This is a genomic window from Pseudomonas citri (assembly GCF_025336485.1).
Classification (GTDB): domain Bacteria; phylum Pseudomonadota; class Gammaproteobacteria; order Pseudomonadales; family Pseudomonadaceae; genus Aquipseudomonas; species Aquipseudomonas citri.
Genome location: NZ_JAODAB010000001.1, coordinates 61,897 through 88,196, shown reverse-complemented (window position 1 = coordinate 88,196; position 26,300 = coordinate 61,897). Strand labels below are relative to the sequence as shown.

Annotated in this window: 25 protein-coding genes; 11 read left to right on the top strand and 14 right to left on the bottom strand. The window is 61.2% G+C overall.

Going from position 1 to position 26,300, the window contains the following annotated elements; translation table 11 throughout:
• The first annotated feature begins 7 nt into the window (after nt 1–7).
• The 9 genes from sctL (at nt 8) to N4Q37_RS00365 (ending at nt 6,489) form a co-directional block, all read left to right on the top strand.
• A complete protein-coding gene (gene sctL, locus N4Q37_RS00400; RefSeq protein ID WP_260954408.1) occupies nt 8–613 on the top strand; it encodes a type III secretion system stator protein SctL in 606 nt (201 codons plus the stop codon).
• A gap of 87 nt (nt 614–700) precedes the next feature.
• On the top strand, nt 701–922 hold the full coding sequence (locus N4Q37_RS00395; RefSeq protein WP_260954407.1) for a type III secretion protein HrpF: 222 nt from the start codon (nt 701–703) through the stop codon (nt 920–922).
• Nucleotides 909–1,322 carry a type III secretion system chaperone gene (locus N4Q37_RS00390; RefSeq protein WP_260954406.1) on the top strand — a complete coding sequence of 138 codons (414 nt, stop codon included), beginning with the start codon at nt 909–911 and terminating at the stop codon, nt 1,320–1,322. Before N4Q37_RS00395 ends, N4Q37_RS00390 begins: the two co-directional genes overlap by 14 nt.
• Nucleotides 1,315–3,324 carry a type III secretion system outer membrane ring subunit SctC gene (sctC, locus tag N4Q37_RS00385; RefSeq protein WP_260954405.1) on the top strand — a complete coding sequence of 670 codons (2,010 nt, stop codon included), beginning with the start codon at nt 1,315–1,317 and terminating at the stop codon, nt 3,322–3,324. Before N4Q37_RS00390 ends, sctC begins: the two co-directional genes overlap by 8 nt.
• Nucleotides 3,325–3,445: 121 nt before the next feature.
• The gene (gene hrpT / locus N4Q37_RS27715) at nt 3,446–3,640 is read left to right on the top strand and encodes an HrpT family type III secretion system protein (RefSeq protein WP_390897875.1); all 195 of its coding nucleotides are present in this window, start codon (nt 3,446–3,448) and stop codon (nt 3,638–3,640) included.
• The gene (locus N4Q37_RS00380) at nt 3,633–3,986 is read left to right on the top strand and encodes a negative regulator of hrp expression HrpV (RefSeq protein WP_260954403.1); all 354 of its coding nucleotides are present in this window, start codon (nt 3,633–3,635) and stop codon (nt 3,984–3,986) included. The genes hrpT and N4Q37_RS00380 overlap by 8 nt, the downstream gene beginning before the upstream one ends.
• A gap of 98 nt (nt 3,987–4,084) precedes the next feature.
• The gene (locus N4Q37_RS00375; RefSeq protein ID WP_260954402.1) at nt 4,085–4,483 is read left to right on the top strand and encodes a type III secretion system chaperone; all 399 of its coding nucleotides are present in this window, start codon (nt 4,085–4,087) and stop codon (nt 4,481–4,483) included.
• Between the two features lie 99 nt (nt 4,484–4,582).
• The gene (locus N4Q37_RS00370) at nt 4,583–6,160 is read left to right on the top strand and encodes a pectate lyase (RefSeq protein ID WP_260954401.1); all 1,578 of its coding nucleotides are present in this window, start codon (nt 4,583–4,585) and stop codon (nt 6,158–6,160) included.
• On the top strand, nt 6,160–6,489 hold the full coding sequence (locus tag N4Q37_RS00365; protein WP_260954400.1) for an HrpW-specific chaperone: 330 nt from the start codon (nt 6,160–6,162) through the stop codon (nt 6,487–6,489). The genes N4Q37_RS00370 and N4Q37_RS00365 overlap by 1 nt, the downstream gene beginning before the upstream one ends.
• Before the next feature lie 104 nt (nt 6,490–6,593).
• Here N4Q37_RS00365 and N4Q37_RS00360 read toward each other — a convergent pair whose 3' ends face one another.
• From N4Q37_RS00360 to sctW, 13 genes are all read right to left on the bottom strand, one after another.
• Nucleotides 6,594–7,202, bottom strand: a complete 609-nt coding sequence (locus N4Q37_RS00360; RefSeq protein WP_260954399.1) for an aspartyl/asparaginyl beta-hydroxylase domain-containing protein — start codon at nt 7,200–7,202, stop codon at nt 6,594–6,596.
• A gap of 80 nt (nt 7,203–7,282) precedes the next feature.
• Entirely contained in the window at nt 7,283–12,958 is a 5,676-nt protein-coding gene (locus tag N4Q37_RS00355; RefSeq protein WP_260954398.1) for an AvrE-family type 3 secretion system effector, read from the bottom strand.
• A 136-nt stretch (nt 12,959–13,094) separates the two neighbouring features.
• The gene (sctU, locus tag N4Q37_RS00350) at nt 13,095–14,186 is read right to left on the bottom strand and encodes a type III secretion system export apparatus subunit SctU (RefSeq protein WP_260954397.1); all 1,092 of its coding nucleotides are present in this window, start codon (nt 14,184–14,186) and stop codon (nt 13,095–13,097) included.
• A gap of 44 nt (nt 14,187–14,230) precedes the next feature.
• On the bottom strand, nt 14,231–15,031 hold the full coding sequence (sctT, locus tag N4Q37_RS00345; RefSeq protein ID WP_260954396.1) for a type III secretion system export apparatus subunit SctT: 801 nt from the start codon (nt 15,029–15,031) through the stop codon (nt 14,231–14,233).
• Nucleotide 15,032: 1 nt separating this feature from the next.
• Complete coding sequence (gene sctS / locus N4Q37_RS00340) at nt 15,033–15,293, bottom strand: type III secretion system export apparatus subunit SctS (protein ID WP_260954395.1); 261 nt, start codon at nt 15,291–15,293, stop codon at nt 15,033–15,035.
• Between the two features lie 31 nt (nt 15,294–15,324).
• A complete protein-coding gene (sctR, locus tag N4Q37_RS00335) occupies nt 15,325–15,978 on the bottom strand; it encodes a type III secretion system export apparatus subunit SctR (RefSeq protein WP_260954394.1) in 654 nt (217 codons plus the stop codon).
• Nucleotides 15,975–17,027, bottom strand: a complete 1,053-nt coding sequence (locus N4Q37_RS00330; RefSeq protein ID WP_260954392.1) for a FliM/FliN family flagellar motor switch protein — start codon at nt 17,025–17,027, stop codon at nt 15,975–15,977. The genes sctR and N4Q37_RS00330 overlap by 4 nt, the downstream gene beginning before the upstream one ends.
• A gap of 1 nt (nt 17,028) precedes the next feature.
• Nucleotides 17,029–17,562 carry a type III secretion system HrpP C-terminal domain-containing protein gene (locus N4Q37_RS00325; protein WP_260954391.1) on the bottom strand — a complete coding sequence of 178 codons (534 nt, stop codon included), beginning with the start codon at nt 17,560–17,562 and terminating at the stop codon, nt 17,029–17,031.
• Entirely contained in the window at nt 17,559–18,020 is a 462-nt protein-coding gene (locus N4Q37_RS00320) for a type III secretion protein (RefSeq protein WP_260954390.1), read from the bottom strand. Before N4Q37_RS00320 ends, N4Q37_RS00325 begins: the two co-directional genes overlap by 4 nt.
• Nucleotides 18,007–19,362, bottom strand: coding sequence for a FliI/YscN family ATPase (locus N4Q37_RS00315; protein WP_313958304.1), 1,356 nt, complete (start codon nt 19,360–19,362; stop codon nt 18,007–18,009). The genes N4Q37_RS00320 and N4Q37_RS00315 overlap by 14 nt, the downstream gene beginning before the upstream one ends.
• Nucleotides 19,362–20,330, bottom strand: a complete 969-nt coding sequence (locus N4Q37_RS00310; protein WP_260954389.1) for an FHA domain-containing protein — start codon at nt 20,328–20,330, stop codon at nt 19,362–19,364. Before N4Q37_RS00310 ends, N4Q37_RS00315 begins: the two co-directional genes overlap by 1 nt.
• A gap of 12 nt (nt 20,331–20,342) precedes the next feature.
• A complete protein-coding gene (gene sctV, locus N4Q37_RS00305; RefSeq protein ID WP_260954388.1) occupies nt 20,343–22,436 on the bottom strand; it encodes a type III secretion system export apparatus subunit SctV in 2,094 nt (697 codons plus the stop codon).
• Nucleotides 22,433–23,464, bottom strand: a complete 1,032-nt coding sequence (gene sctW / locus N4Q37_RS00300) for a type III secretion system gatekeeper subunit SctW (protein WP_260954387.1) — start codon at nt 23,462–23,464, stop codon at nt 22,433–22,435. Before sctW ends, sctV begins: the two co-directional genes overlap by 4 nt.
• A gap of 353 nt (nt 23,465–23,817) precedes the next feature.
• Between sctW and N4Q37_RS00295 the strand changes: the two genes are divergently transcribed.
• Together N4Q37_RS00295 and N4Q37_RS00290 are read left to right on the top strand one after the other, a co-directional pair.
• Entirely contained in the window at nt 23,818–24,369 is a 552-nt protein-coding gene (locus tag N4Q37_RS00295; protein ID WP_260954386.1) for an RNA polymerase sigma factor, read from the top strand.
• Nucleotides 24,366–24,944, top strand: coding sequence for a GNAT family N-acetyltransferase (locus N4Q37_RS00290; RefSeq protein WP_260954385.1), 579 nt, complete (start codon nt 24,366–24,368; stop codon nt 24,942–24,944). Before N4Q37_RS00295 ends, N4Q37_RS00290 begins: the two co-directional genes overlap by 4 nt.
• A gap of 218 nt (nt 24,945–25,162) precedes the next feature.
• Here the strand turns inward: N4Q37_RS00290 and N4Q37_RS00285 are convergent, their stop codons facing one another.
• Nucleotides 25,163–26,284 (bottom strand): T3SS effector HopA1 family protein, encoded by a 1,122-nt coding sequence (locus tag N4Q37_RS00285; RefSeq protein WP_260954383.1) that lies wholly within the window; start codon nt 26,282–26,284, stop codon nt 25,163–25,165.
• Nucleotides 26,285–26,300 lie beyond the last annotated feature (16 nt).

Below are 26,300 nucleotides of genomic sequence, written 5' to 3'. Positions count from 1 at the left end.
ACCAGACATGCTGGCCGTTCGAAAAATCACACTGGCAAGTGACAGTCCGGTCATCGGCGAGCCATTGTTGCGTCGCGAGACCCTCGCCGACTGTCTGCTCGCCGGGCAGATCCTGGAGAGCGCTCGAGAGCAGGCGCAGGGCATTCTCGACGCGGCGCTTGCAGAGGCGCAGGTGTTGCGCGAGGAAGCCGCCGGGCAGGCGCAGGCGCAGGTCTGGGAGCAGGCTCAGGCGCTGTTCGACGACTGGCAGGCGCAGCGCGAGCAGATGTGGGCAGGGCTGAACGAAACCGCGCGGCAATTGCTCAAGGAAGCCTTACGGACCTTGCTGGGCGAAGTACCGCAGCCTGGGCGGATCGACGCCTTGCTGCATCACTTGAAGGCGGCCCAGCCTGCCGACGAATCCGCTGTGTTGCACTGCCACCCGCAGCGGGTGCAAGCGTTGAGCGAACGTTTGGCGTCGCCGAGCTATTCGAACTGGACGGTGCGTGCCGATCCGCAACTGCCCGAGGACGGCATGAGCCTGCGTACCGAAAGCGGCGAATTCAATCTGAGTTGGCAAGCGCTGGAACGCTGGGCGCTGCCGGAGCAGGTGTGTCTGGAGGGTGATGACTGAGTCCCGGTCGATTCATCGAACCTGGGATGGAACCGAAGTGAAGCAGGGTGCCACTCAGGAGAGGAGTCACGAACCAGGAGTATCACCATGTTTTCTTTGGAAGCAATCCGACACCGTCTCGATCGCAACTTCGAGCGCACGCAACAACAGTTGGACAAGTCCGCCGTAGAGATGGATGGCCTTTCCCCGGATGACTGGCACGCGTTCAACAACGCCATGCGCCAGACCTCCACCGCCTCTTGGGCGGCGAATCAGGAGGTTGTGGTCAAGCACAACCTGGCCAAGGCCATCATCAATGAAATCCGCTGAACTGAGGCTGACGCTCGAGCGTTGGCTGGACAGTGGCGAGCATGAACTGAGCCTGACCGTCGACAGTGCCCGGATGTCGGTGCAGCGCCGTGGCGGTGGAGTGTTGTGCTGCGCAATGCTCAATGCGGCCTGGCGTGGCGACGACGCTTCGCTTGAAGCCGCGCTGCGTCTGTGCGGGCCCAGCCTGGGTCGCTTTGCCGGTGCGCTGGCGCTCGACCCGCAGGACCAATGCTTGTGCCTGTTACTGCGTCTTCTGAGCGATGACAGTGGCGCGATCATCCGTGCGCTGGAGTCATTGGCCAATCAGCGCGATGTCTGGCAATCGATGCTCACGCAATCCTCCGTCGTGGCCGCTCGACGGCTGGATCGACCTACCTTGAGGGGCAGACCCTATGTTTAAGCGACTTTGCTGGTTACCCCTGCTCGGCGTCCTGGCGCTGCCGGCGCTGGCTGGAGTCCCGGAGGATTGGCGCGTGTCGGCTTACGCCTACGAAGCCGTGGAAACACCCCTGACCACGGTACTGGCCGATTTCGCCGAATCGTTCGGCGTGAAGTTGAGCATGCGTGGCGTCAACGGTGTCGTGAACGCGAAGATACGTTCGGCAAATGCCGAAGAATTTCTCAACCGCTTGGCGCTGGAGCATCAGTTCCAATGGTTCCTCTACAACGGCACATTGTACGTGAGCCCACAGGCCGAACAGGTTTCCCAGCGCCTGGAGATTTCCGCCGATGCCGCACCCGACCTGAAGCAGGCGTTGACGGACATCGGCCTGCTGGACAAGCGTTTCGGCTGGGGTGAGTTGCCCGACGAAGGCGTGGTGCTGGTCAGCGGCCCGTCGAGCTACATCGAGCTGATCCGCGGCTTCAGCAAGGAGAAGGTCAAGCCCGAAGAGAAGCAACAGGTCATGACCTTCCCCTTGCGCTACGCCTCGGTGGACGACCGGGAAATCCGTTATCGCGACCAGAGCGTGGTGATACCGGGGGTGGCGAATATGCTCAACGGTCTGCTCGACAGCCGTCGGACACCCGTTACGCCGGTGGGTTTCCAGGACACCATCCAGGCCTACCAGAACATGGCGGAGATGGCGCGCGGGAAAATCCAGACCCTGGCGGGCGAGCGCGAGACGGTCAGGCCTCGGTCCGGTAGCACATCGAGCACTCGCTCGAACAAGAAGGTGGTGGCCGATTCACGCAACAATGCGCTGTTGATCTATGACGATCCGCAGAAGTATGCGGTCTATGAGAAGCTCGTCGAGCAATTGGACGTTTCCCGTAACCTGGTGGAAATCGACGCGGTGATCCTGGACATCGACCGTACCCAGTTGTCGCGCCTGGAATCGCGCTGGGGCGCGCAGGTCGGGTCGGTCGGTTTCGGCAGTTCCTTGCTGACCGGGGGATCCTCGACGCTGTTCATCAGTGACTTCAAGCGTTTCTTTGCCGACATCCAGGCCCTGGAGGGCCAGGGCGTGGCGTCGGTGATTGCCAATCCGTCGGTGCTGACCCTGGAAAACCAGCCGGCGGTGATCGATTTCAGTCGAACCGTATACATCACTGCAACGGGGGAGCGGGTAGCGAACATCCAGCCCATCACGGCCGGAACAAGCTTGCAGGTGATCCCGCGAACCATACCCAATGGCGCGCAGAATCGCTTCCAGTTGATCATCGATATCGAAGACGGGCAGATCGAAAAGACCGGCGACAGCACCACGCCGGGAGTCAAGCGCAGCACCGTCAGTACCCAGGCGGTCATCAGCGAGAACCGCTCGCTGGTCATTGGCGGGTTTCATGTCGATGAAAGCGGCGATCATATCGACAAGGTTCCTGTGCTCGGCGACCTGCCGGCGGTGGGCTCACTGTTTTCTTCCAAGCGTCGGGAGAATTCACGGCGCGAGCGGTTATTCATTCTCACGCCCAGGTTGATCGGTGACCAGGTGGACCCGGCACGCTACCTGGCCCAGGAGAACAAGTCACAGTTGGCGGCGGCCCTGGCGCACACCGGATCGCCGGGCAAGGACGTGATGCTGCGCGAGGTGCTGGCCACGGCCATGGGGGATCTGGTCAAGGGACGCATTCCGGTCGGGACCAAGGCTTTGTCTTCCGGGGTGGCGGTGCGAGACCTGTGCAAGGTGGGCGATCAGTCCCTGGTGTTCAGGCCTGGAATGGGGCAGTGGTTCGCGGGTGACGACTACAGCGTTGCGGTGGGGGTCGTGCGCAACACCGGCAAACAACCCCGGCAGTTCGAGGAACAGTCTTGTGCCGGCCCGCAGACGCTGGCGGTGACGGTCTGGCCGCGAGCCTTGTTGCAACCGGGCGAGTCCGCCGAAGTGTTTGTTGCCCTGCGTCCTGTCGCTGTTGCGGGGCTGCCGGGAAAGCCATCGAGGATGTCGTTATTGCCGTATTAAACAGTGCTCATATTGAGTAGATTAATTAATCATGACCCCATGTTCTGCTATCTGCCGAATGTCTCAATAATTAGTCTTACTAATTTCGGATGGCACGAGCGAAAAGGCAGGGAATATAAATATGAAAGTTAATTTTTTTTTCATGTTCTTGATCAGTCAGTTGCTTTTGAGTGGTTGCTCCACCCTGGGCACCTCGAATTGTCAATCGGCAGATTGCGCAAGGCCAGTCTCCAATGAGCAGCAGTTGAGCGTTTGGTGGTCACCGGCTTTACGTAACGGACAGAGTGATTACAGTAGGGTACCGCTGCATGAATGAAGTGATTATCCGCAGTACCGATCGACAGGGTTTCATCAGTCGTATCGGTGATGGACAAGCCAGTATCTGGCAATGGGCGCCGGGTATAGAGCTTGTCTTTCGCGAAGAGGGCGTTGGTTGGGGCATTGCCTTGAACATTCATCGCAGTGCGCAACGGCCGAATCTCTTTTCCGACACGCTCAAACGCCGTTTCGAGGATGTGGAGTCCTTCGATGGCTACTACATCTGCCTCGATAGCCAGCATACGTTCGTTATCTGGCGTGCGTTGCCCGGCGAGCTGCGCTCCAGCGATACGCTGGAGCATCTCTTGACCCAGGTCCTGGAACTGGCCGGCCTGAAGCACTGAGCCCGTGCCGTTGTGGAAGGAACCGCAGGCCATTGTTTTCCACTCATGAGGTGAGCCAGGCGCATGTCTGGCAGACGCTAACATGAGAGGGAATCAAAATGGCGAACGCCAACCAAACTATCCAGCGTTTTCTCGACCGGATGGGTGAACGCCTGGGCCTGCCCCTGGCTTTACAACAAGGCGTGTGTGCGCTTTATGACCGCGACGATAATCAAGTGGCGGTTATTGAACTGCCGGAGCACAGCGAAAACATCGTACTTCATTGCCGACTCGGTAACGTCCAGCAGCGCGCGGATAATCTGCAACGCCTGTTGGATATGAACTTCGATGTTTCTGCCTTGCGCGGATGCTGGCTGGCGCTCGACCAGGGCCAGGTGCGTCTGTGCACCCAGCGCGAACTTGAATATTTGAATGAGGACCGCTTCTGTCACTGGGTAACCGGCTTTATTGCGCAGGTCCAGGAAACCCGTACTTCGCTCGGTCGATTGTTGGCGTAAATGCAACTTGTTGGGAACTGGTTGTTATTCGGCGCCACTTAGCGAGGGATGGTTACAAGCCGTAACTATCCCATTCACTTACAAGCGAGGCTACAGATCATGGCAGATTTAGGTATTTCGCAAACTTCATTGGGTTCTTCCGGACTTAACAGCCTGGGCGGTGTGGGCAATACGGGATTGGGCCTGAGTGCTGCGAATGGCAGCCAGTCCGGTGGATCGGCCCTGGAGGATCTGGCCGGACTGTTGGCAGAGATGCTGCTCAAGTCTTCCTCGGGACAGGGCGCGGGCGGGGCGAAGACGGGTGAAGGCTCTACCCTCAGCGACCTGCTGGAGAAACTCAAGGGCGGTGATTCCGAGAAGGGCGGCACCAAGGGCGGCGACGAAGCGTCGGACAAAGAGCTGCTCAAGCAAGTCTTGCTCGCACTCTTCGAGAAAATCCTGGGCGGTGACAAAGGCGATAGTTCGGACAAGGGCAACGGCCTCGACGCCTTGGGTGGTACTGGCGGCGGTGGCGGCAAGCTCAACCCGCTGGGTGGCACCAACGAACTGAGTGGTGGCAAGGGCATCGGTGGCACTGGAGGGATCGGCGGCGGGGGTGAAAGCCAGAGCACCGAAGACCTGGTCAACAACCTGATGAAGAGCCTGGGCGACGGTTCCTTGAAGAACTCGGTATCGCCAACCGCCGACGGCGGTGGTCAGGTCAGCAAGGACGATGGCCTCAAAGAGTTGCTGGAGCTGATCAGCCAGTTCATGGACAGCCACCCGGAAACCTTCGGCGATGCGGCCAAAGGCACTGATACGAACTCCGACAAGGGCGTTTCGCCAACTTCAACGGCCGGCAGCCCGGCGCCTGGTGGCGGTGGCGGCGCGGTTCCAACGGCGGGCGGTCCCGAGGGCGGGGCGCCGGCGGTCGGCGGAACTGGTGGCGGTGGCGGCGGTACACCCGCGCCTGTGGGCACAGGCTCCACGGGCCCGGCGCCAACCTCCAACGCGACGTCGAGCACTGGCGGCGCTTCGAACATCGACTTCCCGACCGCCTCGAACAATCCGACCGTGGTCAACGAGACCATCAAGATCGGCCCCGGCGAAACCTTCGACGGCAAAGGCCAGACTTTCACCGCAGGCCCTGCCTTGGGTGATGGCGGTCAAAGCGAGGGGCAGAAACCACTGTTCGAACTGGCCGAGGGCGCCACCTTGAAGAACGTCGTGATCGGTGAAAACGGTGCGGACGGTGTCCACGTCAAGACAGGGCCGGCCAAGCCGGACGCCAACGGGGAACTGATCGATAAACCGGTCAACGTCGACAACGTTCACTGGACCAACGTCGGCGAGGATGCGCTGACCGTGAAGGACGGCGGTGCCAAGACCACCAACCTGAACGTCACCAACAGCTCGGCCCAGGGCGCCAATGACAAGGTGTTCCAGCTCAATGCCGATACCAATGTGAATGTCGATAACTTCAAGGTCAAGGATTTCGGCACCTTCATGCGCACCAACGGTGGCCAGCAGGGTAACTGGGACCTCAACCTGAATAACATCAGTGCTGAAAACGGCAAGTTCTCCTTCGTCAAGAGCGACAGCGAAGACTTGAAGCTCAAGACCCATAACATCGATCTGCAGAACGTCGAGAACGCCTACAGCAAACTGCCTGAATCGACCAAGCGGGAGGAGGTGTGATGGCCGGCGAGCAGCCTGAGGATCAAACCCCGGTGAGCTGGAAGAGCCTGGTACAGGGCGACGGTTACCTTTCACCGCGGCAGCGTCAGGCGTTCGAATACGCCATCGACCTGGTGCTTGAGCGCTTGCATGCGACGCTCGACCAGCCGGTTCAGGGCAACGGGCGTTTTCAGTTCGACCGCTATGTCGACGGGCTGGAAACATTGTTCCTGCGTAATGCCAGTGCTCAGGACCTGCAAAGCGATGCAGCGGTGACCGCGTTCTGGATCGTGCGGCTGTTCGCCGACAGGATCCTGCGGGCGGGGGATACAAGACCCAGCATGCACTGATACGTCGCTGGATCCGGGCCCGGTCATATGACCGGGCTTTTTCGTTGGTGGGTACTCAAGGCACTTGCTCGCGATAGCGATATGTCAGCTGCTAAGAAGCCGCGTCAGCGACTGGCCATCCGGGCCTTGTCGAATTCCAGGTAGAGGATGGTGCGTTCGGTATTCGAGGCGTTCACCACGAAGTGATCGAGCGAACCGTCGAAGATCACCGCCTCACCCGTGCGGTGCTGGTGGAATTGGCCGTTGACATTGAGGTACGCATAATTCCCTTCCGTCGCGGCACTCAAGGTGATGTGCATCTGCAGCAGGCCTTCGCCGAGAATTTCCGGGTGCCGATGACAAGTCAGGAAACTATGGGCTGCCAGCCGTGCCAGGGAGCAGACCTTGATGCCCCGCAGGGCGCCGAGCAATTGGAGTGTCCGGGGAAAAGATGCCCGGGCGGCTTCGATCGGGCGGTCCTGCACTTGCAGGGCGAACTGTACCCAATCGCGATTGCCGCCGGCCTGGCCCCAGCCTTTGAGCCAGCCGTAATCGCCGCCCCGGTCCAGATATTGGTTGAGTTCAGTGAAGACCTGGTCGTGGCTCTTGTCGGTGCGGTCGATGTCGAGCAGAGGCGCATCCAGCTGCAACAGTTCGTCGCGCATGACTTGCCACTGGTTGGTCAGCTCGAGTAGTGGTTTGAATGATTCCAGGGGATAGAAGGACGGACGCATGAGGGACTCCGGATAATTGGAAGGATCGCTGACCTGTCATTGGCCGGGCCCTTGCGGACACCGGCCAACGACGCGATGGGTCAGCTCTTGAGTTGCAGTCCCGCGTCTTTCAACTCGGCCAGCAGCGCCTTGGTGTCGCTGCCGGTACGGGCAATATCACCCGCCAGGGTGTATGCCTTGGGCACGTTCTGGTCTTCGCCATAGGTGAAGTTGATCTGCCCCAGGGTCTTGGTCACGGTCGTGGCCGCACCGCTGCTGGCGCTGAGCAACGGGGTCGGCGTGGTGAAACTGTCCGGTTGGGTGGCGGAGTGGTAGACGGTGATCGCCTTGAGCCGCATGTTGTCGCGGTTGCCGAGCATCTTGGTCAGGTCGCCCTGGGTCAGGGTGCCATTCCTCGAGCCGACATCCACGGCCTCGGCGGGCCCGTCCTTGAGTTCCAGGCGAACGCGGGCGAGGGTGCCCATGGAGGATTTCAGGTGCCCGACCAGTTCCTTGAGTTTCGGATCCTGCTCCATGAACCCGGCGATGCGCTCGGCGTTGCTTTGCACGTGGGCCGGATTCATGTCCATGGTCAGTTGGGTCAGCAGGCTTTTCTCATCCAGACGCGAAAGATTCGTGTAGGAACTCTCGAAGCGGCCGCTGTCGAGGATGTTGTGATGGGCCTTCGCGGCGGCGTGCTGATGACCGGCCTTGCTCAAGGCGCGCTTGGCCGCATATTGCTCGTCGTTTTGCGGTGTCCTGTCGGCGAACAGGGTTTCGAGGCCCTCCAGGTGCGCGTCGACGGCTTTTTCCGGCGTGCTGCCGGCCTCGGGGGCCTTGGACTGTTCGCTGAGCCGGGCCAGTGCTTTCTCGGTGTCCTTGTCGGGAAAGGCTTTTTTCAGGCTATCGGAAAGCTTGTCGACGTCCGAGTCCTTCAGCTCAGCGGCCTCCTTGAATTCGAACTTCACGCGTTTAGTGGTTTTCGATTCCACCGTGACCGATGTGTTGAGCGCGGCGGGGATCGTGGCCCCTACAAAGCCGGCAACGTCAGTGCTGCCTTCCGGTGGTGGCAGTTCCTGCCCACCCGCCAGTTGACCGCGAAGATGAACACCACCGGTGATGCTGTTGAAAAAACGCGGGCGGTTCATACCGCCCTCACGACGCTCGCGACCGTCGTCCGAGGTCGAGGCCAGCGAGTAGTCGCTGTAGTTCATCAGGTTGACGCTGACACTGGCACCGCCAGTCGCCCGGGCCGCTGCGGACAACGGCGTGCTGCTGTCCTTGCTTAGCGCGAGCCCGGCGCGGCCATCGACGGTAGCACTGAGGACCACGTCGAAATTGAAGTTGCGGCCCTTTTCCACTTCATGGGAATAACCGCTTTTCATGATGTCCATCGGGGTGGTCTTGCCGGACATCATGTTATTGATGAATTTGTCGACGTCTTCACTGGCAACGTTGAACACCAGGGCATTGCGTTGGCGGCTGGTACCGGTGCCGCTCAGTTCAGCGTCCAGGCGAAAGGCCGGCAAGAAACTGCGCTCGGAGTCCGTGGGCAGCTTCGTGTTGTTGGACTCCTTGCCGGTCATGTCGGGCAGCACGTTCCGGCCTGCGCCAAGTCCCCCGGAGCCAACGACCGAGCCCTCGCGAATCATGTAGACCTTGACGGCATCGCCGTCACGTTCGGCGTTCAGGGTGTAGCTGCGCGAGGCGCCCAGACCGCCGCTGGGGAAGGGCCCCATGGGTTTGCCGGTGGGGGCGATGAATGGCGTGCTGAGGTTGGCGCCGTAGCTGCGCTGGATACTGATTTCATCGTCGCCGTCGAGCTGCTTGAACGCGGTTGAGAGTGTGCCGGCCAACTCCTTCTGGGTCGTACTGCCGGTGGCAGCGCGTAGGTTGGTGTTGATGGCGTGGTCGGTTTTGCTGAAACCATTGATGAAGGCCTTGATGCCGTCATAGGTCGATTCGAGACTGGCATGCCCACGAAAGCCCATGTCGGTGACCTGCTTGACCGGATGATCTTCGTACTGCACCTCGCGCAGCTGCAGCAGTCCGTCGCGAAATTCCATGATCTGCGCCGTACGCATCCGTGGCGGTTCCATTGGCTGGTGCGGTTGCTCAAGCCCGGTGGCCTGGGCCTGCTTCTGCTCGTTTTCGATCTTGCCCACCAGGTCGGACAGATCCTTGAGAGCCACCACATCCAGCGCGAGTCGGGCCTTGGTCAGCGCCAGGTCATCGCTCGGGTTACGTCGGCGGCCCAAGGGAATCTCTTCCTTCTGGTGAGAGATGTTCATGCCTTTTTCTTCGAGCTTGGCCAACAGTTCGCCGGTACGGTTTTCATCCGAGGGCGCGATTTTCTTCAGGGCGCCTTGCAGTTCCAGCATCAGGTTGTGGTCGGAGCTGTTGATGTTGAGCTTACGCGCGACATCCGACAGGCCCATGCTCAGGGCCGTGCGTTTGGACGGCGGATTGAATTCCCCATGTTGGTTGAGCAAGCCTTCGAACTGGCGGAACGGCAGCGTTTTCAGCTGGCCGTATTCCTGGCCCAACTGCACGGTGCTTTTGTAGGCATGATTTTCCAGCTCACTGCGAAACCCTTCGAGTTGGTCCACCAGTGCTTTGCCTTCCGGCCCCAGGTCGAGCCTGGCGATCCGTGACTTGAGGTCTTCGCCCTTGGCCGGTATGGGGGTGTCGGCATCTGCGATGGCTTCCAGGCGCTTGAACAGCTTGCCCTCGGACTGATAGACATCGTTGAGGCCATCACGGCCCTTGGCGGTATGCACCAGGCTGTCACCAGTGGCCTTCATCCAGCGCGGCATCTCCAGCGTGGGCTTGAATACGTGGGCCGCGACGAACTCGCTGGTACTGGGGCGGATATTCGACTCCATGCCGCCACGACCCAGCACGGTGGTGCTGAACTTGGCGATCAGGCCGGTGCCGGGGATTTTCTTGCGTACCTCGGCGCCACTGATACGTTCGTGCAGGTCGGTCACGACATCCTTGCTTTCCGACGGCTCGACCGGTTTCCAGTCGTGGTTGTTCTGCCGGGCCAATAGCTTGCCGTCACCGTTCAGCAGGGTGGCGTTCAACTGTTTGTCATCGCCGGTGCGCAGTGAGCCCAGTGGCTCATTGTCCGGTGTAGCGATTTTTTTCCACTGTGCTTCGGGACGCGGCTTGGCCTCGGAGGCCTGCCAGTCTTCCTTGTCCAACTGGAAGGCTTCGCCTTTATCGTTGAGGGCGTACAGGTCGGCGTGCTGGTCCAGGGCCAGGGTCTTGATCGAGCCGTTCAGGCCTTCGGTGGTCAGCTCGGTCGTCATGCCTTTTTTATGATGGGCGGTGAGCTTGCCGGTGTCGTCCAGGGCCACGAACCGTTCCCCGTTGACCATGGCGAAAGCGGTGACGTTACGTCCTTTCAGGCCGGCGATATCACTGCCGACGCTGATGCTGGTGGTCTGGGTTGCCTGGGCCAGCGCATAGTCGCGACCGAAGGCCTGCGGCGCCGCGGCCTGGCTCACTTCGAGTTTTTTCAGCGTGCCGTCCTGAATCATGTAGGCCCGGCTGTCGAGGCCGATGCTCAACTGGCTGACGTCCTTGATGTCCGTATGGCCCCAGGAGCGGGTGGCCACGTCCCAGCGCTGGATTTGCTGTTTGTCCAGGCCGACCTTGTTGTCGCGGCCCAGGTCGAAGGTGTTGTCCGGGGTCGGCGTAACGCTGGGCAGCCCCTTCGTGTTGTTCAGCACCAGGGCGTCAGTCAGGTTCCAGCCAGCCTTGAGCGAACCGTTGGCCGTATCGACCGGGAAGGCATGAGTGTGACCGACCTGATCCTTGACCAGTGCGTGGGCTTGGCCCTTGTCGTCGCCGATCAAGGCTTCAGTGCGGTGCGTCACCCCCAGCTCCGCCTCCGGATGGGCGATGGCCTGCTCCGCCGTCAGGGACAGTTCGGTACGGTCATCGCCCAGTTGCTGGCGATCGACACTGTACAGCCGACCCTGAGTGTCGCTGAGCAGCAGGGCGTCCTTGGTCAGGGCGATGCTGGAAGCCTGCGCGTCATCGGCGAGCTTCAAGTCGATGCCCGCCGTGAGTGGCGCCGCCGGGCTGGTGTTCAGGTCGATCAGGCCGAGGCTCTGTTTGTCGTCCTTGATGTGGAGCAGGGCGGCTTCGCCCTCGCGGCTGACCGAAAAGGCCTTGATGTTGGCGGCCGGGTAATGCCGATTGTCCGGGGAGCTCAGGTCGACCACGGCTTTGTCTGTCAGGCCATAGGTGCGGCCATTGCCCTGGGTGCTCAGGGCGCTGAACGTCTGCTCGGCGAGGTCCGGATGCGCTTGCCAGGCTTTGCTGGCCGGGTCGAAGCGATAGAGCTTGTCGTTGTGCAAGCGCAGTTGCTGGCCGTTGTGGTCCTCGTGGACACCGGTCAAATGGCTGAACTGGGCCTTGCCGGGTGCGTCGAGAATCTCCTTGCCGATGCGGGTGTTCTGGCCGTACAGACCCAGGGTGCCGTTCTCGTTGCGCAGTTGCGGCGCAGCGTCGGTGAAATCCTTGAGGAACGGGTGGGCGTCGCTGGTCTGGCTGCTGCGCAATATCGTGGTGGCGGTATCGGACTGCTTGAGATGGAGCAGGTTGCCCTTGTTGTCCAACAGCGCATGTTCGTGACTGTTGGACCCGGACTCGCTGTGCAGGGCGACGAATGTGTTGTCGGCGGTCCGGAGTTTCGATTGAACGATGTCGGCGAGCGCCGCGGGCTCCATGCGCCCTACGTGCAACTGCCCTTCAGAGTCCAGGTTCAACGGTTTCTTCGGGTCGCTCATGCGCTCGAGCAACTCAGTGCCATGGGTGAAGTGTCCGCCCTGGCTGCGGGACAGCTTCGGCCCGGGCTCGTTGGTTTGCACCCGTGCGTCGCCGGTCGGCGCGAGTAGATCGTTGATCGAGGGGCCGAGGCCATCCCCTCCCTGCATGCGTCCAGTGCCCCGCCGGGTTTCCCGGGTGGCCGACTTGATAGCGTCTTCATCCTCCTTCAGGGTTTTGCCGGTCGCCGGGTGAATGCCTTCATCGGTATCGTGCAGTGGCGTGTCGTCCCCGACTTCCTCGATCTCGCTGGTAGAACCGCTTGAAGCGCCGGCCGGCTGCGCCGCTGTCGCCTTTGGTTGCGGGGTGCTCTGGGCGAGTATCCGGTCCAGATCCGATTTGCTTCTGTGGGGCACGGGCGGGACGCTTTCGCTACCCTCCGGAATCGACTCCAGCGTGGCCTTCATCCGTTGCTTGGGTTTGGCACGGTAAGGTTGCGACATCACCAGTTCAAAGGTTTCATGGTCCATCAGCTTGGGCAGCGGTTTGGTCGGCGCTTTCGGGGTTTTGCCTGCCGTTGAAGTCGAAGCCTCATCGCTTGCCGTCGAGGACGACGTCTGTGGCTGTGTCGCTGGCTTCTTGCCGGCCAGTTTCTCTTGCCGGCGCTCGTTCTCCAGTATCGCCCCCAGCGAGCCGGCTTTAAGGTTGGCCCGTCCAGGTCGGGCGGATGAGGGCGTGGCCGTTTGCGGTGTCGGTGCGGCGGTTGCAGCGGCCGCCGAGGTCGCAGCTGCAGCATTCGGGCGACTGCTTGACGACGTGCCGATATGCAGCAGCTTGCCGAGTTTCTTGCGGAAGTTCTTGCCGATGCTGCCCAGTGAATGGGAGCTGCGTTGGGTCGGTTGTTCCGGTCGTTGATGGAACTCGCTGCCGCCAGTGGTTCGCTGCGCCGTATCCACGGAGCCTGAGCTGGCGGTCCGGACGTTTGTTGATGGGATCATGTCGGTGCTCCTCGTACTGATAATCCGCGCCCGGAAAAGCCCGTCCTGGGCGAACGTTAGGGATGTATTCAGTCCGGTGAGTGGCCGTCGGCGTCCACTGGTTCCATGAGCACAGCAAAATCGCGCAGGCGCTCGATCAATCGAGGTTATCGGTGATCTCGATGACCTCGTCGCGGGCCTGTTCATCCAGCTCCCGCAACAGGCGATAGGCCTGGGCCACGGCTTGCAGGGTTTCACGGGGGATGAAGCGACCGACCTCGCTGCGATACAGGGTGCGGGCCAGCCAGACGAAACGGATCACCGGCACACCGGCTTCACGGGCCCGCTCGATCAGTTCACGTGCTTCGGCATCCTGTCCCTTGCAGATGATGCGCGGCAGGGCGGTTTCCTCTGGCCGGTAGAACAGCGCCACGGCGTAGTGCGTGGGGTTGACCAGCAGCATGTCGGCGTCTTCCACCGGGGCTTTTTTCGGCGCTGGCGCGGCACCGTCCTGGGTGAGCTCGCGCCCCATGGAGCGGCGGTGCATCTTCATGTGCGGGTCGCCTTCGGAGTCCTTGTGTTCTTTGCGAATGTCCTCGTGACTCATGCGTTGGCCCTTGAGGAAGAAGTATTTCTGCAAGCCGAAATCCAGCGCCGCCAGCACTAGCAACACCCCCAGGCAGATACGCGACAGGCGCGAGAACATCTCGATCATGGCCCGCCAGTAGGTATCCAGATCGGTGGTGGCCAGCCCGATCAGATCCCCTACCGCCGGCGGCAGCAGCACATACAGCACACAGGTGATCAGCACCGCTTTGCTCAGGCTGTTGAACAGATTGAACAATTGCCGGGCGGAGAACATCTGCTTGAATTGGTTGATCGGGTTGAGCCGGTCAAAGTCCAGTTTCAGGGCTTCGGGGGCGAAGAGGATGCCGAACTGCGACCAGCCACCGATGACCCGCATGATCACTGCCAGGCCCAGGGCCGGGAGCATGAATGCCAGCAGGTCGATGCCGGCCTTGATGGACATTTCCTTGAGCGCGGGCTGGAAAGGCATGTCCAGTTGCCCGAAGGGCACGGACATCAGCCCCTTGAGTTTATCGATGCCACTTTCGGCGAGGGCGAAGATCAGCTCGATCAAGGCACCGAAGATCAACAGCTTGTGCACGTCCTGGCTCTGTCCGATCTGGCCTTTCTTGCGCGCATCGTTGAGTTTTTTCTGGGTGGGTTTTTCTGTTTTTTCACTCATGACGACTCCTGGCGCGGCTTTTGGGGAGGGCTGTTTTCAGGATCTCAGGGCTTCGGAGTGAACAGCAGCGGCAGGGTATGGCGCAGATCGCCCAAGGCCTCGAGCCGACCGTCCGCCAGGTACGACAGCATGGGCAGGTACAGCAGCAGGAACGCCAGTCCGGCCAGGCTCTTGGCCGGCATCGCCAGGGTCGACACCTGCAATTGCGGGCTGTACAGACTGAGGATCGCCATGCCGAATTCGATCAGCAGGAGCAGGCCGACCAGAGGCGCGGCGTAGAGCACCATGAATCGGAAGAGGCTTGCGACCAGGCTCAGGTAGACGGCGAAGCCATCGACCGCGGGTATCGGCATCCAGCGGGTGGCCGGCCATACGCTGTAGCTGTCCCACAGCACCTGGGTAAGACTGGAAAAACCGGCGCCGAGGATCAGCAGCATGATCAGCACCTGTTTGAACATGAACCCGAGTTCCGAGGTGTTGTCACCGAGCGCCGGGTTGACCTGCCCGCCGACCAGGGCGCCGCGCTGGTTGTCGAACAGGCAGCCGATGGATTCGAACAGCCAGAATGGCATGGCCAGCAGGATCCCCAGGAGCATGCCGATCACCGCCTCCTTGACGGCCAGGCCGCACAGGCTCAACCAATGGAACTCGGCGCCGGCCAATGTGGCGCGGATCCCTGGCATGGGCATCAAAGCCAACGCCAGGACGATGCCGTTACGCTGGATGCCCTTGAGTTCACGAAAGGAGAAGGCCGGCACCAGCAGCAGGCAAGGGTAGATCCGTGCCATGCCGAGGGTCAGGGCGATGACCGAGTCCGACAGCAGGCTGATGGCATAGTCGAGCATGTCAGTGTCCGGTCTGCGCAATCATGTTGAACGACAGGATGGTCAGTTGCATCAACTCGACGCCGATCCAGCGCCCGGTCAGGGCCAGGGCCACGCCGACCGCGACCAGCTTGATGGCGAACGGCAGCGTCTGGTCCTGCAATTGCAGCACCGCTTGCAGCAGCGAGGTCACGATGCCGACGATCACCGCCACGATCAGCGGCGGCGCCGAAAGCACGACCACCAGCAACATGGCCTGCTTGAACAGGTTCAGGACTTCCATAAGGGCCTCGATTCTTCGCGCACAGGTGCTGCTACAGGTAGCTGTAGAACAAACCGTCGAGCAGCCGTGTCCAGCCGTCCACCAGGACGAACAGGAGGATTTTCAGGGGCAGGGAAATCGTCATCGGCGCGACCATCTGCATGCCCAAGGCCAGCAGGATGTTGGAGACGATCAGGTCGATGACGATGAACGGAATGTAAATCAGGAAACCGATCTGGAAACCGGCCTGCAATTCCGAGAGGACGAAGGCCGGGACGATCACCAGGATATCCTCGCGACTGGCCTTGGCGGCCATGTCCGCCGGCCACATGCGCTGGGTGTTTTCCAGCAGGTGGGTCTGGGTATCGGGATCGACGTTGCGCGACATGAACAGTCGCAGCGGCTCGACGATCTGGCTCGCCGAGCTCTGCATTTGCGCCAGGGTTTCATGGCGTTCCGGCAGTTGCTTGAAACGCTGCCCCATCTCGTTGAATACCGGCGCCATGACAAACAGGGTCGCCGCCAGCGCAATGCCGTACAGCGCCATGTTCGGCGGCACCTGCTGCACGCCGATGGCGTTGCGCGTGATCAACAGCACCATGGAAATCTTCAGGAAAGCAGTGCAGATCACCATCAGCAACGGCACCAGCGAAAGCCCGCCGAGAAACAGCGCGAGCATCATCGGGTCGATTTGTGCCTCGCTCATCGCGATGGTTCCAGGTGTGTGATCTGCAGGCCGAGGCGTCCCTCCACATCCACCAGTTCGCCATGGGCCAGGGACCGCTCGCCATAGCAGAGCATCGCGCCACCCACGGCGCCGCCTTCCACGGTCAGGACCGAGCCGATGGCCAGGTTGCGCAGCTCGGACAGTTTGAGGTGGACGTTGCCCAGGCGCAGGGTCAGCGCCAGCGGCAGGTCGGTGAAAGGATCCGGCGCTCTGTCAGGCGCATGCCCGGGGTTATCCAGGTCGGGCAAACCGTCAATGGCGTTCATCTGATCGAGGCTGGGAGGACTGAGGTAATCGAGTGGTGCATTCATGGCGTTTTCTTCCAGGTCGATGACAATGAAACGCAGTGGATGAGTAGGCTGCCCCTGTAGATCCAGGCGCCAGTCGCCGATATGCAGGGTGCCTTGCCCCTCAACGTTGAACAGCGGCTGATCGGGAAAAACGATGTCGCCCGGGCGCAAGGACTGCAAGAGCGTGGTGCTCAGCCGGGTACGACCCAGCAGAAGGGGAAAGCACAAGGACAGATCGGCGTCCTGGCCGACCGCGCCCGGACGCCAATGGCCTCGGTCGAGCAAGCGCAGCAAGGTGGTCGGCGCCATTCGCGATGGGCTGCACACGCGCATGCCGTTGATGCGCGCCTCCAGCAGACAGTCCAGGCCCTCATCCAACGCCGTTTGCGCCGGCTCCAGATGGACAAACAACGCCTGCAACTCGGGACTCAGGTACTGGTTGTAGAGTTGCCAGTACCAGGCGCTGTCCAGCGGATTGTGCTGGCCTTCGGGCAACATGGCCGGGCAACTGGAGACCAGGCTGAGCAAGGCTTCGGCATCGCTCAGCAAAAAGGGGCCGCAGCCACAGTTCATGACATTGCCCGCAATCGGCTCGAAGCCGGCGTCGGGCAGGTGCAGGCTCAGCGTGCCCCGGGCCGCCTCCAGCTGAAAATCCATCGTCAGGCCTTTACCCAGCCGCTTGCGCACCTGCGCTTCGTCGCTGTTCATCGGCCGCAGCCTGAGTGCTCGAACGGTCATTTCAGCGGTCCTTGAGGTCGAGTGACAACTGGACCCGCCGCCCGAGCCGCTGGCTCAACAACTGGCGGCTGGATTCCTGGTTTTCCCGGCAACGGGCCCAGGCTTCGCCCTGGGCAAAGCGCAGGGCGATATCCATGACGTTGCCCTGGCGCGTGACCTGTACGGCGACTTCGCCCAGGTTCGGCAACTCGAAGATCGCCTCGACGGGCAAGTCGTCAGCGAGCGGCGGCTGCTCATCGATGTGCTGTATCAGCGCCTCCCACAGCGGTGCCTCATGGGACGCGGTGGCGGATTCCGCTTCGAACGATGGCGCGCTTCCAGCGAACCCCTGGGAGGAACCCTCGCCGGTGAATCCCATGAACGTCGGATTGAATCCGACGGGATCGGAGCCGAGCAGGCTCTCGAAGCGTTCACCGTCATGGCGGATCTCGCCGGTAAATTCGAAGGTGCGGGCGGCGCGGGGAAGTTCGCCGCGCCCGGTCGCTTCCTGGGTGCGACCGGCGGCCGTCCTGGCCGGGGCGTGGGCGTGGTTCATGAGGCCTCCCGGGCAAGATCGAGCAGGTAGTCGAGTTTCTCCACATCGCGCAGCCGACGGTTGACTTCGAGGCGACTTTCCTCGGCCCAGAGCGATTGCTGGTCGTGTTCCTTCTGCAGCGCCAGGCGGGCCTGCTCGCTGCGCTCGATCCTGCGCAGCGACAGTTGTTCCTCGGCGAGGGAGTCCTTGAGTTCCGTCAGCGGCATGGGCTTGTCGCGGTACTGTTCGAGCAGTTCGAGACGTCGTTGCTGATGGAGGGTGCGCAAACGTTGGGTTTCGCTGCTCAAACGGTCGAGCCGGGCGTGCATCTCGGCCAACACCTGGCGCTGGCGGCGCCAGGCCTGTTCAGCCAGCCGCAGGCGTTGTTGGCGGATGGGCGCCAGCATGTCGACGGTTTGGCCAATCGCGGCAAGATTGGCGGCTTGGTAGTCGTCCTGGTCTGCATCAGAGTGGGACATCGGCGGTTACCTGGGCAAGATGGTCGAGGGTGTCGTCGAAGGACACCGGTTCGCGCAGCGACTGTTGTAGAAACTCATTGATGGCCGGGCGTGAGTCCACCGCACAATCGGTCAAGGGGTCATGTCCGGGCTGGTATTCACCCAGCTTGAGGAGCATTTCCACCTGCTGGTAAGCCGCCATCAGTTTGCGTATCTGAGTGGCGTTCCTGACCTGTTCGGTTCCCACCACGCCGCTCATTGTGCGACTGAGACTGGCGAGGACATCGACCGCCGGGTAGTGGCCGCTTTCAGCGAGCTTCCTGGAGAGCACGATGTGACCGTCGAGCAGCGAGCGGACTTCGTCGGCCACCGGATCGTTCATGCTGTCCGCCTCGATCAGTACCGAGTACAAGGCGGTGATGGCCCCGTCGTAGGTGCGTCCGGCCCGCTCGACCAGGCGCGGCAGCAGGCTGTACACCGAGGGCGGTAAGCCGCTGCGTCCGCTGGGCTCGCCACTGGCCAGGCCGATTTCGCGTTGGGCCCGGGCAAAACGCGTCAGCGAGTCGACAATCAGCAGCACTGATTTGCCCTGCTCACGGAAGCCCTCGGCAATGGCGGTGGCGGTGAAGGCCGCCCGGGCGCGCTCCATGCTGCTGCGGTCGGACGTCGAGCAGACCAGCACCGTGCGCTGGCGCAACTGCTCATCGAGTTCATGATCGAGAAACTCCCGCAGCTCACGTCCACGCTCGCCGATCAGACCGAACACGATGGCATCGCACGGTGCATTGCGCGCCAGTTCGGCGAGCAGGGTGGTTTTGCCGCAACCGGCGCCGGCGAACACGCCGACCCGTTGTCCTTCACCCAGGGTCAGCATCGCGTCAATGCTGCGCAGGCCGGTGGGCAGGGGCACCTCGATGCGCGGACGGGCGGTCGCCGCCGGTGCATCGCGAATCACCGGGATGGCCCCCGGTGTACCGGCATCGGCGAACGCGCTGGGACCGTCACCGTCCAGGCTGCGACCGAAGCCGTCCAGCACCGCGCCGAGCAGACGCTCGTCGACACACAGGCTATGGGGTTGGAACAAGGGTTTTACCGGTGCGCCGATGGCGATGCCATCGAGCGGGCCGAGGGCCGCGAGCAAGGTGTTCTGGCGGTCGAAACCGACGATTTCCGCCATGACCAGGCTGCCGTCGGCGCGGCGGATTTCGCATAGGTCACCCATGCGGGCCTTGGGGATCTGGCTGTGCAGCAGAATCCCGCTGACTGCGCAGATCCGCCCGAGCACTTCCACGGGGGCGTCCATTTGCAGGCGTTGGCGTTCGCCATGCGCCCAGTCTTCCAGACGCTCAAGAGCCTCGCGCATCACCAGCTCAACTCGACTCGGCGGTCGCCTTCGAAAATCACCTGGCGATCGTTGATCTCCACCAGGCGTACCCCGTCGATCTCATCACCGAGGAACAGTCGACGGCCATCGTCCGTCACGACATGGGGCAGGCGGCCATTGCTGATCTGGGTCACGGTAAATGGCAGAACGGGTTTGGCCACCGGCAGGGCGCTCTGCACCCGAATCGGGCTTTGGTACTGGCGTTCGAAACGCAGCAGCATCCGTTCGGTCACTTGCAGCAGATCGTCTGCGGCGAAGTCACCGTTAAGAAGCAGTTTCCCCGGCTCTTCAGTCAAGGTGATGCGGTTTTGCAGATCACGCTGTTGCAGCATGTTCAGGATCACCTTGCGCACGGCCTGGGCATCGGCCAGCACCACTTTGGCCGCGGGTGGCGGGGCGGCGGGGATCGGTTCCTGGCGATTGAAGGCCCAGAACAGGATTCCAAGAAACAGCGCCAGGCCGCTGATCAACAGTAACGATGCGATCAGCGGGGGACGCTGGCGGCGCTGCTGCGCAGGCGCGGTTTCGTCCCGCAAGGCGTTCAGGGAAAGCAGTTGCGGTGTATCTTGAGCGCTGTTCGAGGGTTCATCGGGCGCAGGCGAGGCCAGCTCGGCGCTGACTGTCTCGTCTTCGGGCCAATCGGTGTTGGCACTGACCACCGAGAGCCAGACGCCGTTCAGGGAGAACGGCGTGTCGGGCTTCAAGGTTGAAATAGCCTCGACCCGATGCCCCTCGTTGTCCGTGACAATGCCTTCCTGGCCGGTCAGCGACCAGTTGCTGTCAACCAGTTGCAGCATGCAGTGGCGGCCCTTGATGCCAGTATCGTAGAGGGCAAGGTCGGCGTCGCTGGACGAGCCGATACTCCACTGTTCGCCGGACAACGGCAGTGCCGCGCCGCGATGCAAACCGGTTAGAACCCGCAGTTCATACAGCATATTGTGTTGCATGGTCGTGCTCCGTCAGGCCATCAGGGCCATTGCCTCTTCCAGGTCGATGCGTCCCAGGACGTTGACCTGCACCGTGGATAACAGCTCGGTGAAGGACAAGACCGGAACATGATTGAAGTCGTCGTGCAGCAGGCTGCGCATCGGGCTGCGCAGATCCTGGGCAACCAACAGCACCGGTGCCGGCCTGGCCCGCAAAGGGAAGGCTTCGCGCAATTGCTCGACAAAGGCGCCGGCCAGTTCCTGTTCGAGGGCGAAATAGGATTCGCTTTGGGTCTGGCGCAAGGCATCGCGCAGCAGTACCTCGGTTTCCGGAGTCACCAGCCAGGCGTGCATGACCCCACCCTCGCTGTGCTGGTGGCATATCTGGGCCTTGAGGGCGATTCGCACATGGTCGGTCAAGGCACTCAGGTCGCGTTCGTGCTGTCCTTGTTCGATCAGCGTCTCGGCGATCAGGCGCACTGCCCGCAACGAAACCAGTTCGGAGGACAGCCGTTGCAGCACCGCCGAGAAACGCGCCAGGGGCAGGGTACGTTGCAGTTCCTGGGCGAGTTCGGGTTGCTCGCTTTCGAGCCAGCCAATGATGGCCTTGGTTTCCTGCAAACCGATGAATTGCGGTCCGGTGGATTGGAAGGCGCGGTTCATGCGCTCGAGAATCAATGCATCGCAACTGGCGCCTTCGACCCCCTCGCGCAGCAGGATGGGATGCTCGGGATCGAACCAGAACCACTGGCTCTCATCGCGCTCGGGTGAACCGGGTTCGCCGCCGTCGTCGTCATTGACCAGGTGGTAATCCACCGCCAGTTTTTGCGTGGCGAAACTGGCGCGTATCAACGGCACTTCGTACACGCTGAACAGGAATTCGTCGGCTTTCTGATGCTCGTCGAACTCGATATCGAACGAGGGCAGGGTCAGGCCGAATCGATGGACCAGGGTGTTGCGCCGCTGGCGAATGCTCTGGATCAATTGCTCGACTTCACGGCTACCCTGATGGCTGGCATGAAAGCGCAGCAGATAGGCCCGCGACGGGTTGAAGCGACGGATATCCTCGCGACCGTTCAGCTCGGGGTTCTTGAGGCGTTCTTCTCCCGCGTTGGCCTGCTGGCTGTTTTTCTGGCTGGCGCGCAGCATCTGGACCAGGCCGCTGCACAGGCACAGTACGCTGATGGTGATGAAGACCAGGGTCGGCATGCCCGGAATGGCGGCGAAGCCGAGCATTCCCACCGAAGAGATGACCCAGGCCTTGGGCTGACTGGTCAACTGCTCGGCGATTTCCCGACCGATGTTCTGGTCCACGGACTGACTGTCGGGCGCCACGCGGGTGATGATCATGCCGGCGGTCAGGGAAATCAGCAGGGCGGGGATCTGTGCGATCAGGCCGTCACCGATCGTCAGTACGGAATACACGTGCATCGAGTCGGCCGGTTCCATGCCGTTTTGCAAGACGCCGATGGAGAAGCCGCCGATCAGGTTGATGAACACGATCACCAAACCTGCGATGGCGTCGCCCTTGACGAACTTCATGGCCCCGTCCATGGCACCGAACAGTTGGCTTTCCTTGCTCAACTGTTCGCGTCGCTGGCGGGCTTCGCGCACATCGATCAGGCCGCCACGCAGGTCGCTGTCGATGGACATCTGCTTGCCGGGCATCGCGTCCAGGGTGAAGCGCGCGGCCACTTCCGCCACACGCTCCGAACCCTTGGTGATGACCAGGAAGTTGACGATGGTGAGGATCAGGAAGATCACCAGGCCGACCGCCAGGTTCCCACCGACCACAAAGCTGCCGAAGGCCTCGACGATATGGCCGGCATCCTGCTGCAACAGGATCAGGCGGGTGGTGGCGATGGAAAGGGCCAGGCGGAACATGGTGGTCAGCAGCAACACCGCCGGGAAAGTCGAGAACGCCAGGGGCCGTGGCAAGTACATGGCCAGCACGATCAGCAGGGACGAGATGCAGATGTTCAGCGCGATCAGCACGTCCACCAGGCCGGTGGGCAGAGGCAGGATCATCATGAACACGATGGCCATGACCATGAACGCACCGACCACTTCGGTGCGGCGCATCGCCGAGATGGCCAGCCGGTTGAGCCAATAGATAAGTTTGTTCATCCCTTGGGCTGTCCGTCGGCGAGCCCGAGGGTCTTGCGCTCGTGCCGGGCCATTTCGTCCATCAGACCGAGCATCAACCGCAGGCTGTTCTGCCGGGTCTTGTTGTCTTTCCAGACCGGCATGGGCAAACGCTGTAGCAGCGACAACAGGCCATTGAGGAAAATCGGTTGCAGACGCTGATCGCGGCCGACGGCTTCCTCGGTCAGGGACGATAGATCGCGGGCAAAGAAGCCATTGCCGCAGAAGCGTACGACGCGGCGGGCCAACTGCAAGGCGGTCATTTTGCCCGTGGCGTTCTTCAGCGCGAGTCGCTCCAGCAGTTCACGGCAGATTTGCAACATGTTGCTCAACTGACTGGAGGCGCCCAGGCCACGCAACATTGCCCGCAATGCCGCACCTGGCAGGGAGGGTGCCATGGCCGCGATGTCGTCGGCGAGAGCCCGCTGCAAGGTGCGCAGCACCCGGGGAAATTGTTCTTCGCTGAAGCGCTCGAACAATGATTCCAACAGGACCGACAGCGGTTGCTGGCCGACGATTGCCTTGTAGTAGAGCTGGCGGATGATCTTGCGCTGGTCAGCGTCCTGGCTGAACAAGGCGATGGCGCTGGCGGTGTTCAGGCCTGCGCGAATCTTGTCGCCGTGGGCCTCGCGCAAGGTTTCGATGGCGGTCTGTACGTCGGCGATTTCTTTCTCGTCGCCGCTCATGGTCGCCAGGCGCAAGGTCTGCTGCAACACGATGTCGGTGCGGGCCGGATCGTCCTGGGTCAGCGCTAGCATCTGCTGCATCGACGGTTGCTGTTGCAGCAGCATCTGCATACGCCGGGCCTGTTGTTCCAGGCTGGGTTGGTCCGGGTGATCGAGCAGTCGATAGAGCTCGGTCAGCTTTTCGATCCGCTCCAGGCGGTTCGACCCCTGGGACGTCTGGACGTGACGCTCGTCGATACTCTTGGAATGCCGTTCCACGCTCTCGCTGAACTTCATCCCGATCTCTTCCATCGAGTCCAGCAATGGGTTTCGGGGGGCCTCCATACGCTCTGACCTGGGGGCGGGTACGGGGATGAAATCCGGTATGACTGGCGTGTCGTTGTAAGCGCCGATTTTCATGAATAAGGAACGCCATCAAAGAGTCTAGGTGTGTTCTGTGTGGCGCTTTACGGTATTGAGTTCCCTTGTCGGCTAATTATTTTTTCAACTTTTAAGTTGTGAAAAAAATTGCACTGGCTTTTCGTCTGGAATGCAAGGAATGGCACAGGGTAGTTACTTTTGTTTTTAAAAATTCAAATTAATCAATAAGTTACGATTTTATAAAAGTTGGTATGCAAGCTGCTCTATACCTCCTCGCCATGTTGGCTATTCAAATTGCATGAAGCGAGGAATTCATTGTGGAATTAAGCAGCGTTCAGCCTGAAGTAATCAGTTCGATCCATCTGGATGTCGGGGCGTTGGCCAAAAGCAGTGAGCGCAAGTTGCGCAGCTTTATTACCCAGCGGGTATTCAATGCAGCGGATGTCGATGATTTGATGCAAATGACCTACCTGGAAGCGTTGCGCAACCAGCATAAGTTCATCGGTGCTTCGAAACCGGAAACCTGGCTGTTCGGCATTGCCATGAACCTGGTGCGTAACCACTTCAAGTGCATGTATAGCCAACCGCCGTGCAGCGAACTGGAGGAGTCCGGAGCGGACAACCTCGAGCACGGTCATGACCCCAGCAATGTGAGCGACCATCAACGCGTCCTCAGTCGCACATTGAAGGCCATCGGTGAGCTGTCCGAAGACATGCGTAACGTCATGAAGCTGGTGGTGGAAACCGACATCAGTTACCAGGATGCGGCAGACAGCCTGGGGGTCCCGATAGGCACGGTACGCTCGCGTTTGTCCCGTGCTCGCGAACAACTGAAAACCAGCGTTTTTGCAGGAGCGGTCTACTCATGAGCAGCCTGAAACAGGGAGTCCCGCAACACGTCCTGCCGCGCGGTGTACGTGAATTCACCGAGGCCGATCTTCCCGTCATGATGGCGATCTTCAACGAGACGGCGGACACGGGCGCCAACTCGCCGGTGACCCGGCCCATGACCCTGGAAGAGGTCACCTTCTACATCAACCTGTACAAGAACGATGGCTTGCCGGTGTATGTCATCGAGCGGGGCGGCGAAGTGGTCGGCTGGTTGTCGATCAACCGCTTCAGTTGGGGCACCCAGGCCTGTCGCAACACCGGAGAAGCAGCCATTTATGTGCGCGCCGATCACTACGGGCGGGGAGTGGGCGTACGCCTTGGCCAGGCTTCGGTGATCCTGGGCAGGCAGTATGGCCTGGAAACCTTGGTGTCCTGGATCATGGGCGCGAACAAACCGAGCCAGCACATCGTCCAGGCCATTGGTGCGAAGCTATGGGCCCGCCTGCCGAACATCGCCCGCTTCGGTGAGACCCGTGCCGATGTGTTGTTGTTCGGCTTGCCGCTGTATGAAGAACTCGCGAGAGCGTCGCAGCATCTCGATCACGGCGTTTGATGGGGGATCAGGCTTGCTCGCGATGGCGGTGCCGCAGCTTGCGGCGTCATTGCGGGCTTGCCTTGATGCCGGTCGGTTAAAACTCAAACAGCTTAAAAAACTGTGAAAAACTGTGGGGCAGAATCTGTGGGAGCAAAGCTTGCTCGCGATTAGGGTATGTCAGTCGACAACGATGCAGGCTGCTCTACCGCTATCGCGAGCAAGCTTTGCTCCCACAGTCAGGCAGAGGGCATCCTGAACGCCGGGTTGTCGGGGTTGTAACCCCGTTCGGCGATGGCTTTTTTCAGCCTGCTCTCCAATGAACCACCGCTCTGATCCTTCAACGCGGTCTCGATCAGCATGGCGCGGGAGATGCCATGGCTGCTCGAGTCGTTCTTCATCGTCTCGGCGTAGTAAAGGCCCTTGCCCAACGGTTGCATACCGGCAGGTGCATGATCGATCAGCGCGTCCGGGGGCAACAGCGCCTGGAATTTGCGCCCCAATGCCTGGGTCGACGCGTAATCACCCTTGATATGCAGAACGGCGGAATCCGGTCGGGCGCCCATTTCGCTGGGACCGGCGATCTTCGCCGCGACGATGATCTTCTCGCTCTTGACGAAGGTCGCGAGGGCCCGCGCCAACTCCCCCGAATAGCGTGGTTCGATATTGACGGTCAGGCGCCCGGTGCTCTCTTCATTGTTGGTTCGACCTTTGGGCTCGAACCGGTAGAACTCCATGCCCGGGTCGGGATGCCCTTGGATGAGTCTGTCGAGGGTGACGACTCGCCGGTACTGCGGCGGCATCGTGTCGAACGATTGTGGCGTGATGTCAACGCCGTCTTCGCGATCGAGCCTGACCAGTTCATCCAGCACAGCCTTTTTTTCTGTCGGCTGGAGAAGTTGCACCTTGGGGTTGTCGTCCAGATACAGGGTGTAAATGTCCCGCATGGCCACAGGCGGCTTCAGTTGCTCGGCCTTTTGGGCCCATTCATGCAAGCCGGCAAAAACCGGCTTGCCGTCGGGCGTGCCTTGTTCCTTGACCTCGACCACCGAGCGACTGCCTTGGCCTTGTTCGAGGATCAGCGGGTTGAGCTGGAAGCGTCCTTCCGTCACCGGCTCCTGCCGTGGCGGCGACGGGCGCTTGTCTTTAGCATTTTCCCCGAAGAGGAGGGCTGTGACACTTTTGAAGAAAGAGCCCTGGGTGTCCGAACGTTCAACACCTGGTTGCCCATCTACCGAACTGCGGATCCGGTAGGACTTGCCGCCGGCCTCGATCTGGCCTTCGGCCTTGGGGTCCGGGCTATCGACGGGCGAACTTGGCGGCGCCTCGACTCGGGAGAAGCGAAATTGCAAAGGGTTCATGGAGCGCAGGTGTCCT